An 11,284-nucleotide genomic window follows, 5' to 3' on the forward strand; every position below is an offset into this window, starting at 1 on the left:
GAGCAGGGCGGCGAAGCGGGCGGCGGTGAGCCCGGCGGGACCGGAACCGACCACGGCGACGCGCTTGCCCGAGGCGGGCAGGGGAATGAAGCGGGTTTCATGCCCGGTGTCGGCGGCAAACCGCTCCAGCGCATGGATGGCGACGGGCTCGTCGTATTCGGCCCGGTTGCATTTGGTTTCGCACGGATGCGGGCACACGCGCCCGGTGATGCCGGGGAAGGGGTTGCGGGCGTGCAGCCGGGCGAGGGCCTTGCCGGTTTCTCCGGCGGCGATCAGCGTGTGCATCTGCTGGATGCCGTTGCCGAGGGGACAGGCATGTTCGCAGGGCGACGTGCGGCCCTGACGGTGATCCCCGCGTACCTGTATGGTGATCCTGTTCCATTCCTTGCTGTAAATCGGAGGCATGATGCGTTCCTTCGTATTGACCGGATGCTCCGGCGTTGCGTCTGATTTGAGGCGACGGTTTCGTTTTCCGCATTGAGCGAAAGCCGTTGGCGGAGAAATATTGAAATAGGTTTTCCCCGCGCCGGGACGAACTCCCTCCGCGTCACCTCCCCACCAGTCGAAAGTCTTGGGAAGGGTGGGGGGTCCGGGGGGAGGGATAACCCTTCTTCAGAAGGGTTTCCCTTCCCCCGGCTCGTCTAGCTCCAGAAAACTTCAGGCCCGTCCGCGCCCCGGCGTACGGCGAGCACGCGGTCGAGCGCCGGGTCCTTTTCGGGATAGTCGCTGCGGCGGTAGATGCTGCGCCCGCTTTCCCGGCGCTCGAGCGAGCACAGGGTGGACAGGGTGGAACTCTGGAGCAGGTGCAGGGACTCATGGGCAAGCATCAGTTCGTGCATGTTCGAAGCGGAAAGCTTGTCTGCCTGCGAAGCTATGAAGGCAAGGCGCTCCAGCGCGACTTCCATCCCCTTGCCGTTGCGGACGAACCCCATGTAGTAGGACATGACCTGCCGGATCGAGGCTTCAAACATCGCTTGCGGCAGGGCGTCCCCGCGCGGGGCCAGAGGTGCGGCAATCCGGGCGCGCTCGGCTTCGATCTCGGCTTCCAGCCCGTCGAGATCCGGCACCGCGCCGGCTTCACTTGCGGCGGAACGGCCCGCAAGGTAGCCGCTGCACATGGAGCCGGAGAACGTGTAGAAGACGCACCCGTTGTACAGGCCGGGCACCGTGCTCCTGAATCCGTCGTCCGTGGCGAGCATACCGCTGAACTCGATTTCGGAAAGCTCCACTTCCATCGGCGCGGTGGCGAAATCCACGCCGCGCTGTTCGCAGTAGTCAAGGAACGTGGCCTTGTCGCCGGGCATCAGCGTGTACTGGAGATGCCGCAGGCTTTCGGCATCGATATGGCGCATTTCCATGTAGAAAGGCGGCCCGTTGCCTTCGACCTGCTGCTGGTAGGTGCCGCCCACCTGAAACTGGCGGGGACAGTTTTCCATCATGGGATGGTAGCGGCCCATGAACCGCTCGCCGAGGGCGTTGAGCTCGTGCGCGCCAGCGCTGTTGATGCCGTTCATCCCGGCGCAGCCGAAGCCCTTGGGGACGAGCGTGGCCTGTTGCTTGATGTCCATGTTGATGATGTCCGCCCCGGCTTCGTAGGCCAGTACGAACTGGCTGCCGGTATTGAAGGGGCTGTGCCACGTGTTGTAGGGGTTGCCCGTGGAGTTGGCGGTGGCGCGGTTGCAGCTGTTGCCGAGCGCGAGGATCACCCCGGCGGCCCGGATGACGTAGAAGGTGCCGTCGAGCACGTTGTACCCGGCCGCGCCGACCACCCGCCCGTCCTTTTTGAGGAGCTTCGTGATCATTACATGGTCGAGCACGTCCGCGCCCATTGAGCGTATCTTGCGGGCTATGAGGCGTTTGATCATCTGCCCGTCGGCGATGTTGATGTACCACGCGGGTTCGCCGCGCCCCGCCGTGCGCAGGTAGCTGCCGTCCGGGTTGTGGAGCAGCTTCACCCCTTCGCCTTCGAGGAAGCCCACCATGGCGGGCATGACTTCGCCCCAGTCGCGGATCTGCTTTTCCGAATAGCCGCTGCTCGGCTTGAGGTAGGCCTTCACCAGATCGTCGATGGTGTCCTGCGGCTCGTCCGTATTGAGCACGGCGATGAAGTGGTCGTTGCCGCCGCCGAGGCAGCCGGAGCTTTCGAGTTTGCCCTTATCCACCATGAGAGTACGGATGCCCGCCTGCCGGGCCGCGAGGGCCGCCCCGCAGCCCGCGGCCCCGGTTCCGAGGATAAGGAGTTCGGTTTCAAGCCGGATGGTCTGTGATGCCGTCATAATCATTCCCCTTGGGGCTGCGCGAGGCAGACCGGATCAGGATTGTTCTTGCGGATAGCGTATTGATGGGCCGTGACCGCGCCGAGGATGGCGAAGCCGGTAAGGTCGGCCCACGTGTCGGGCCATACGAAGACCACGCCCGCCGCCATGAGCGCCAGCCGGAGCGGGAAGCGCAGGCGTCCGTGGAGATAGCCTTCAAGGCCGCTGGCGAAACTGTAGACCGCCGCTGTGGCGACCACCGCCGTCCAGAGGATTTCGGGGAGCGAGCCGTCGAGGATGAGCGCGGGCCGGTACATGAACACAAAGGGAACGATGTAGGCCGCGACGGCCAGCCTGACGGCCTGTACCCCCGTCGCGTTGGGGTCACCCTCCGAAATGCCCGCGGCGGCGTAGGCGGCCACGGCTACGGGAGGCGTAATGGCGGAGATGGCCGAGAAGTACACGATGAACAGATGCGCGCTCATGAGTGAAAACTTGAATTCCAGCAGGGCCGGGGCCGCCAGCGTAGCGGTGAGCACATAGGCCGCCGGGACGGGCATACCCATGCCGAGGATAATGCAGACGATGGCCACCATGCTGAGGCACAGGCCGCTTTGGCCGCCCGTCGCCGCGAATACGAGGCTGGTGAACTTCCCGCCGAGGCCGGTGAGCATGATCCCGCCGATGACCATGCCGGCGGCGGCCGAGGCGTTGGCCACGGTCAGGATGCCGAGCCCGGTCTTACGGATGACTTCGTATAGTTCCTTAATGCCCATGCGGTGGCCGGGAATGAGCCAGCTGATGACGACTACGGACGCGGTGGCGAGAAGGCCGACGACCGTGGGGTTCACGCGCTGGATGATCAGGGTCACGAGCAGCGCGATGGGAATGATGTAGAGCCAGTTTTCCTTGAGGACGGTCCACGCGCTTTCGTGGTCGGTATCTTCGGAAATGGGGCGTATCCCCTTGAGCACGGCGCGGTAATGGACCTGCATCATGAGGCCGAAATAGTAGATGATGGCCGGAAGGGTGGCGGCGATGGCGATCTCGATGTAGGGGATGCCTGCCACGTCCACCATGAGGAAGGCCGCCGTGCCCATGATCGGGGGCAGGATGGAAGCGCCGGAACAGGCCGATGCCGCCACGGCCCCGGAGAACGTCTCGCCGTAGCCGAGGCGCTTCATGAGCGGGATGGTGATGCTGCCGGTGGTGACGACGTCGGACACGGGGCTGCCGGACAGGGTTCCGTACAGGGCGCTGGCGATGACGCAGATTTTGGCCGGTCCGCCGCGCATACGTCCGGCGATGGAAGCCGCGAGTCTGAAGAAGAAGTTGCCGCCGCCCGCCGCGTTGAAGACCTGCCCGAACAGTACGAACATGAACACGTAGGTACAGGCCACGCCGACCGGGGTGCCGAAGATGCCGTCGTAGGTGTAGACCATGCGGTCAAGGAAGACTTCCATCGTGGAGCCGCGATGTCCGAAATAGCCTGGCAGGTATTCGCCCACGAAGTTGTAGACGATGAACACGAGGATGATCCCGAGCAGCACCGGGCCCACCGTGCGCCGCGTGACTTCCAGCGTCAGCAGCACGAAGGTCGCCGTGACCACCCAGTCGGCGGGCGTCAGGGGGTCGACGCCGGTCCAGCGGGTGACGAGTTCCGCCCCGTTCATCACCATGTAGGCTCCCGCCGCGAGGCTTATACAGGCAAGCAGGATGTCGAGCACGGGGACGTTCTCGGACTGTCCGGGCTCGGTACGGATCGGGGTGTAGCAGATGAACGTCAGCGTTATCGCGAACGAGACGAACAGCGAGCGCAGGATGAACGAGTCAATGAACCCGAACGGCGCTCCATACAGTTCCACCGCCGCAAAAAGGACGACGAGCACGCCGACGATCCTGCTCCATAGGGGGGACAGCTTTCTGCGTCTGCCTTCCTTGAAGAACAATCCTAGCCTCATAACCATACTCCTTGGGGGTGCCCCCCCTCCGCGCGGCGCCGCCTGCGGAGTTTCCCCGCCCGCGCGGGGGATTGGCGTTTTCCCTATGGGCCGTTTTTCAGGGACGAGTCGAGCCCTGCGGGGAAAATCCCCGCACATGGGGGCCGGTGAAGGCCCCCTGGCAGGATGCGACAGTTACTTCTTGAGTTCGCGGAAGAACTTTTCCGCTGCGGGATGCATGGGGATGGACGTGTTGGCCGACATCGTTTCGGGCGAGAGGTCGCGCAGGTTCGCGTGGACGCTGTGCAGGTAGTCGATGTTGGCGGTCATGGCCTTGAGGACGCCCGTGATCACTTCGTCGGGCTGATCCGCGCTGGTGATGAGCAGGAGCTGCGAGGAGACGGTGGGACAGTCTTCCTTCTGGAAGGAATAGGTGCCCGCGGGGATGGTCAGGGAAGAAGTGCCGAGTTCCTTGTTCAGCTTTTCCTGATTGGCCGGATCGATGGGCAGCATGATCAGGTCATGCTTCTGGCCCAGTTCGTAAAAGCGGCTGGTGGGGAACTGGGAAACTTCGACGATGGCGTCCATCTGCCCGGCGTCCCAGAGGTCGGTCGCTTCGGGCCCGGGGATCTTGTGGACCTTGCCGCCCCACTTGGCGATGTCGCTGTAGGTGATGCCGTAGGTCTTGAGCAGCTCTTCCGTTGCTACGTCGATGAGCGTGCCCTGACGGTTGACGGTGATGCGCAAGGGAATCTTCTTGTCCTTGATGTCCTGAATGGACTTGGCCCCGGTTTTGGCGTCCACGAAGAACTGGAGCGCGTTGATGGGGTTCATCACCGCGACGAGGCGGAGATTGTCGAGCTTGCGGCCCTTGAACGGGGCTTCGCCCTTGATGGCCTTGAGGGTCAGGACGTCGGTCGCCAGCGCGAACTGGACCTCGCCCCGGCTGGTCATGACCTGATTGGGGCCGTCCTTGCCGGGTTCGGTGGTCACGCGGACATTGGGCATACTCCGCCGCAGGGTTTCGCCCACGCCTTCTGAAATGATGGCCCACAGGCCTCCCGAACCGCCGCCGAGGATCGTGAGGTTGCGGGTATCCGCCGCCAGTGCGGCTTGCCGGACGCCCGGACCGAACGCCATCATCCCTGCCAGAGCCAGTGCACATGCGAGACTTTTACGCCATTCCATAAGATTCTCCTCCGGGGGGCGGTTTTGTGCCCTCCTCTTGCTTGTGTTTTTTAGAACATTTTGTGTATTCTGAGAAATATCTTTTTAGTCTGCATTGCATACTTTTTTGATATGCAGATGCGGGAGAGGCTGCTCCGCATGGCGTGTGATAAAATCATTCGTTATTTGAGCAGAATAGATATGCACAATGTAAGGGATGGATGCCGTGCGGCACGGGGCGGCGCGGAAACGAGGCGAGCATGGATTTGAAACGGCTAGAGTATTTTTGCGCGATTGTCGAAAAGGGACAGATCAGCAAAGCGGCGGAAGCCCTGCACATTTCGCAGCCTCCGTTGAGTATGCGCCTGAAGGAACTCGAAGAAGAGCTTGATGTCCAGCTTATTTATCGAGAGGGAAAGGCGTGGCAGGTGACGCCGGAAGGGGAGGCCCTGTATCAGCGGGCGCAGTTTATCCTTTCCTATGTTGCGGGTCTGGAAAAGGATATTCGGGAAAGCCGGAACAAGGTCTCCGGCTTGGTGCGGATCGGGGTGTGCCCGCCGTGCCTCTCGCTGGCAAGTACACCCATTCCGGCCCTGAACCGGGAATTCCCGGATCTGCGCTTCCGGGTCTGGGTCATGGACAACCAGTCCCTCGAACGGCACATGCAGGAGCGGAATCTTGACTTCGCGCTGGTCCAGCTTCCCGTGCAGAACGCCAACTACGCCATGCTCCCGTTGGCGCGGCAGGAATTCGTTGCCGTGTATGGGCAGGGGGTTCCCCCGCCCGAGGCACGATCCATCGGCGTTGAGGAACTGAGGGAAGCGCCGCTGATGCTCTCGCGGCGGCGTGACGGAGGAGGCGGCTATGATCTGATCATGCGCGCCTTTCAGGATAAAGGGGTACGCCCCAACGTGGTCCTGGACTCGCAGGATACCCGCCTGCTGCACAAGCTGCTCCGACAGGGCATGTCCGCCGTAGCCATACTCCCCGAGCGGGAAGTGGCCGCCGGGACGTTGGAATCTTTCCCGATGCGTCGGCTGGACGTGCCCGGCCTCGACCTTGCGCCCGTACTCATCTGGCTGGAACATGCCTATCTTTCCCGGACCGCCCGCCGGGTCATCCAGTGTCTGCACAAGGTCAACGCCGATCCCGGCGAACAACCGGATTTTGAGATATGAAAAAGGGCTCTCCGTCACGAAAAACGGTGGTCTGCGCTCCTTCTCATGGCAGATAGCCTCCTTGCATTTTTTTGTGTTTCAACGCAGCGGTGAGCGTATCGTAACACGTGCTGTTTTTAGGGCTTTCACCAGAGAAAAAGCGGCTTCCTCCGGGCAATCCGAAGAAAGCCACTTCTGCAAACAAACCGGGGCATCCCGTACTGATGGTCTGCCGAAAATCGGAAAGCGGCTCCACTTTGGAGTGCGAACTCCTTTTTCTGTGGGATGCCAACAGGTTATCGCCTTACACATTTCATGGTGAGATACGCCGTTATCTGCGGATCAGATCCATGAGTTCGGCTTCGCTCAAGGGCACGTCCGTGCCTTCGAGGACGTCGGCGGCGAGGGCGCGCTTGGAACGGTGGAGCTTGAGGATGGACTCCTCCACGGTCCCGCGCGCGACCAGCCGGTAGACGGTCACGGGGCGTTGCTGCCCGAGGCGGTAGGCTCGGTCGGACGCCTGATCCTCCACGGCGGGGTTCCACCACGGGTCAAGATGGATCACGTAGTCGGCGGCGGTAAGGTTGAGCCCCTGCCCGCCCGCCTTCAGGCTGATGAGGAAGAGATCGCCCTTGCCCGACTGGAATGCCGCCACAGCCGCCTGGCGTTCCCGGTCGGGCGTGGAGCCGTCCAGATACTGATATCCGTATCCGGCGGCATCGAGCAGGCGGCGGGCCTCGGAAAGGCAGCCCACGAACTGGCTGAACACCAGCGCCTTGTGTCCGCCCCGCACGAGTTCTTCCACCAATTCCATAAAAGCCGAGAGCTTCGCGCCCGTGAGGCTGGTGCCGGGATCGATGAGCGCGGGGGCGCAGCAGGCCCGGCGCAGCTTCATCAACTCGGTCAGGATGCTGAATTTCTGGGAACCTTCGGCATACTCTTGCTTGGCGGCCTCCAGCGAGGCGAGGGCGTTACGGCGCAGCGCCTCGTAGAAAGCCCGTTCATCGTCGGGGAGATCCACTTCGATAACCTGTTCCGTGCGCGGGGGAAGTTCCGTAAGGACTTCGCTTTTGGTGCGGCGCAGGATGAAGGGCCGGACAAGCGCGCGCAGGGCTTGCCGGGCGGCGGACTGGCCTTCCGAAACGGCGTTTTCCTCCGTGGACGGCGCGGATGCGGCGGCAAATCGTTTCTGGAACGATTGCCGCGTACCGAGCAGGCCGGGATTGATCAGGTTGAACAGGCTCCAAAGATCCTCAAGGCGGTTTTCGATGGGCGTGCCCGTGAGCGCCACGCGGAAGGCTGCCGGAATCTGGCGGCTGGCCCGGGCGCGGCGGGTGTCGGCGTTCTTGAGCGCTTGCGCCTCATCGAAAACGGCCACCTGCCACTCGCGTCCGGAGAGGCATTTGGCTTCCGTATGCAGCAGCCCGTAGCTTGCGACGAGCACGTCGCCGGGGCCGAGGGCCCCAACCAGTGCGGTCCGGTCGCCGGGGCCGAAACGATGCACCGAGAGCGTGGGGGCGAAGCGGTCGAGTTCGTTTTCCCAGTTGTGGCAGACGGATGTGGGCGCAATGATGATTGACGGCCCCAACTCGGACTGCGCCAGCAGCACGGCGATGGTTTGCACGGTCTTGCCGAGCCCCATATCGTCCGCGAGGCAGGCCCCCGCGCCCCAGCGGGCCAGCCGGGACATCCAGACATAGCCGTCAAGCTGGTAGTCGCGCAGCTCCGCCCGCAGCGTCGACGGCACGGCGGGCGTACCGCCGGGCAGCCGGATGCGGCCAAGCCAGCTTTCCCATGTGGCGTCGCCCTTGACCTCCGCCCCGTCAAGCAGATCGCACACCGTATCCGCCGCCAGCGGATGCACCCGGAGGCTTGCGCCGTCGCGTTCGGCCAGCCGTTCCAGCCGATCAAGCTGCTGCCGGAATTGCTTGGTCAGGGCGAGGAACGCGCCGTCCCCAAGGGGTACAAAACATCCTTTCGACTGCGCGAGGCGTTCCAGCACCTGCGCCATATCCAGCACCAGAGACTCGTTGACCGCGATCTGCCCGTGCAGCTGGAACCAGTCGCGTGAATGGCGCACATCCACAGTGAGCCGTGCCGTCGAAACCTGCGGGCAGACCCGTAGTTTCTCTCCTTCGGGCCATTCCAGTTCCGGGCCGGCCTGTTCCAGTTCGAGAAGGCAATCCAAAGCCTCTTCAATATCTTCAATGATCCACGGGCCGATGCCGCCACGTTCGCGCAAGGTCGGGCAGGCACGCACAAGGGCCCTCGCCGCGTGGATTTCCTCTTCGAAATCCCGTTCCGCGCGCACGGCGCGGCCTTCGACCTCCGCCAACGGGGCCACCGGGCCGTCGCCCACAGGGAATGCCGGGGTGCCGGGCATCCCGAACGGACGTACGTGCAATGCGGCTTCAATGCCTGTACCGAGGGGGCGCAGGCGCACCAGCAGCCGGACCGATGCGGATACCTCTTCGGCCCGGATGACCGGGCGTACGACGTCTTCGTCCAGATTTCTGATCAGTTCCAACACTCTGGGGCCGCCTTCCGTGGGAACGCTCAGGCCATGCTCTCCAAGCAGATCGGCGGTACCTTCCAGGCGTTCCGGAAGATAATAGAGAATATAGGATCGCGGGGCTGCTTCCACGCACTGCATTTCCCCGCGCGGCATCCATCGCGAGAGCGCAAGGCTATACCCGTTGCGTTCCTGCCGCACGACCAGTTCCACTGGTTTGCAGGCCAGCGAGATGGGCACGCGGTCCGACGCCCGGAGCAGGTTCGGATGGCCCGCCAGAGCGGGAAGCGCCCGGTACGGGTCGGCCTCGCAGGTTGTGCCGTTCCATGACCGCGACCAGCGCAAGGTGGCGAGCACGGAACGATCCTGTTCGGTGAGCCAGTCCAGCGTTTCGGATTCCTCATGCAGCCGTTTGAGGGAAATGGCGCGCCCGGCGGTCCAGTCCTCGCCCTTGGAAGACTGTTCCAAGGCTTCCACGCGGAAACGCTCGGTATCCACGAGCCACGCGATGCGTTTTTTGGCTTTTTCTTTTACCACGGGCTGTTGCAGCTTGTGCACCAGCGCTTCGAAGACCCGCTCCCAGTTTTCGCGGCGGTCCAGAAAATCGGTAAGCCGGACATGGCGTATCGGGAAGCCTTCGATCCATGCCTTCCACGGCCCTTGCGGGCGGAGGCGGGCCAGCGTTTCCGCGAACAGGCAGGCCGTGAGCGGCAGTATGCCTTTGAGCCGTTCAAACTGGCGTTCCGTGGGGCGGTCGTCGTGCGAACCGTCATCAAGGCTGGCGTCCACGGCCCGGAAAATAGCCTCGGAGAGCGGATCGGAAGGCAGCTCTTCAATGCGTTTGAGCATGGCGGCTTCGGAGCGTCCGTTGGCGAGGCAGAGGAGCGCCTTTGCAGCCGCAAGCCCTTTATAGGCGGGTTGGCGGGGGGACAGTTCGTGCAGTATGGCGGCGCATTCTTCGCGGAGTTCCGGCTGGTCGGCTCGGATCAGGGCCAGCGCGAAGCACAGCCCGCCGGGGCCCGGGAGGAGCGCCTTGCGCTTGCCGCTGGCCTTGCGGAAGCGTTTTTGTGCTTCCCGGAGCGCGGGCACGGCGTCCCCGCCTTCCAGGAAGGCGATGATGCCCTGAAACAGGGGGCCCCTGAATTCCGCCCTGTCGAGCAGCAGCGGCACAATCTGGGCGCGGGCTTCCGCGTAGCGTCCGGCGAGCGCGTCGAACAGGATCAGTGCCGGGCAGGGAGGCAGATCCGCCAGTGAGGAACGCAGTTGCGGCAAAACGTCCAGGCAGTTGCGTAGGTTTCTGGTGATGATCCCTGCCTCGACGAGCGGAATGAGGTTGTTGGTGATCACGTCCAGCCTCATGCGTGGAGGGAGTGCGGCCAGCCAGCCCGGATCGGTGGGGGTATCGGCAAACTGCCCGGCGAAGGGATGGTTGCCGCCTTCCTCCATCGCTTGTGCGTCAAGCCGGGCCCTTTCATAGGCCTTGAGATCCCGTTCATATACGGCAAGGCGCAGCCTCAAGGCGGCGGTATGGATGCCCGCCCCCCGTTCCAGCACCTTCCGCACCGCCGGGGCCATGCGTTGCAGGCCCTCTATACAGAGATCATGCTCGAATTCCGCAACGACGCGGTCCTTGTCGTCGGTGAGCCCCATCTGGCGCAGCGTGTGGAGTGCGGTTCTGATGTCCCCGGCGTTCCAGACCTGCCCGCGCGGCGGCTGGACACCCGCCTCGCGCAGGCATTCCGGCAGAAGCGAACGCGAGAACCCGCCCGTTACGGCCTTGAGCTGCAGCAGCAGCCGGTACGGTTCCGACAGCTCCACGTACCGCTGCCGCAGGGATTTGAGTGGATTCATGGGAGCTCCTTGGGTAGTGGGGAGGATATATCCCCCTCCTCTCATCCCCTAAACTTTTCGACTTTATCGAATCCCTGTTCACTGCTTTTGCTGTGAATGGAGGTGTCTTTTTCGTTGTTGCGGATTCGTAGAACCATGCAAAAGTACGGTCGGCTGCGGGAGCGGATGTGATACAGTACGCTGTTTTTGTATAATTAAGGGAACACCCGTTTTGAAATGGTAATGGTATTCCGTTTCAAAAGAGAGCGACCTTGAGGGGATATTGATTTCGGAAAGATGGACATGCCTCAATCCTCGAACGTATGCAATGGATGCTAAAAACAGTTTTTACGTTTTCTTTGCTCGGGTAAAGACGATGGTCGGCCCTTTACCCCAAACGGAGCCGACCTGATGCCCGCATAC

5 protein-coding genes and 1 pseudogene are annotated in these 11,284 nt (G+C 62.9%); 1 reads left to right on the forward strand and 5 read right to left on the reverse strand.

From position 1 onward, the window contains the following. The 4 genes and pseudogenes from HMPREF0178_RS20565 to HMPREF0178_RS13640 form a co-directional block, all read right to left on the reverse strand. Positions 1–405, reverse strand: a pseudogene (locus HMPREF0178_RS20565) (pyridine nucleotide-disulfide oxidoreductase); the annotation flags it as partial. Between the two features lie 236 nt (positions 406–641). Beyond that, entirely contained in the window at positions 642–2,276 is a 1,635-nt protein-coding gene (locus HMPREF0178_RS13630) for an FAD-binding protein (RefSeq protein WP_232281280.1), read from the reverse strand. Positions 2,277–2,278: 2 nt separating this feature from the next. After that, complete coding sequence (locus HMPREF0178_RS13635) at positions 2,279–4,216, reverse strand: TRAP transporter permease (RefSeq protein WP_009368623.1); 1,938 nt, start codon at positions 4,214–4,216, stop codon at positions 2,279–2,281. A gap of 174 nt (positions 4,217–4,390) precedes the next feature. Then, positions 4,391–5,383: a TAXI family TRAP transporter solute-binding subunit gene (locus tag HMPREF0178_RS13640; RefSeq protein ID WP_009368624.1), complete on the reverse strand. Its 993-nt coding sequence runs from the start codon at positions 5,381–5,383 to the stop codon at positions 4,391–4,393. A 239-nt stretch (positions 5,384–5,622) separates the two neighbouring features. On the opposite strand from HMPREF0178_RS13640, the gene HMPREF0178_RS13645 reads away from it, so the two are divergent. Continuing rightward, entirely contained in the window at positions 5,623–6,540 is a 918-nt protein-coding gene (locus HMPREF0178_RS13645; RefSeq protein ID WP_009368625.1) for a LysR family transcriptional regulator, read from the forward strand. 310 nt (positions 6,541–6,850) lie between these two features. On the opposite strand, the gene HMPREF0178_RS13650 is transcribed toward HMPREF0178_RS13645, so the two are convergent. After that, entirely contained in the window at positions 6,851–10,882 is a 4,032-nt protein-coding gene (locus HMPREF0178_RS13650) for a DEAD/DEAH box helicase (protein ID WP_009368626.1), read from the reverse strand. Positions 10,883–11,284 lie beyond the last annotated feature (402 nt).

The sequence above is a fragment of the Bilophila sp. 4_1_30 genome, assembly GCF_000224655.1.
Taxonomy (GTDB): Bacteria; Desulfobacterota; Desulfovibrionia; order Desulfovibrionales; family Desulfovibrionaceae; genus Bilophila; species Bilophila wadsworthia.

Coding starts and splice junctions, on each gene's coding strand:
- HMPREF0178_RS13640 (WP_009368624.1), bottom strand. CDS start 5,383: ATGGAATGGCGTAAAAGTCTCGCATGTGCACTGGCTCTGGCAGGGATG.
- HMPREF0178_RS13645 (WP_009368625.1), top strand. CDS start 5,623: ATGGATTTGAAACGGCTAGAGTATTTTTGCGCGATTGTCGAAAAGGGA.
- HMPREF0178_RS13630 (WP_232281280.1), bottom strand. CDS start 2,276: ATGACGGCATCACAGACCATCCGGCTTGAAACCGAACTCCTTATCCTC.
- HMPREF0178_RS13650 (WP_009368626.1), bottom strand. CDS start 10,882: ATGAATCCACTCAAATCCCTGCGGCAGCGGTACGTGGAGCTGTCGGAA.
- HMPREF0178_RS13635 (WP_009368623.1), bottom strand. CDS start 4,216: ATGAGGCTAGGATTGTTCTTCAAGGAAGGCAGACGCAGAAAGCTGTCC.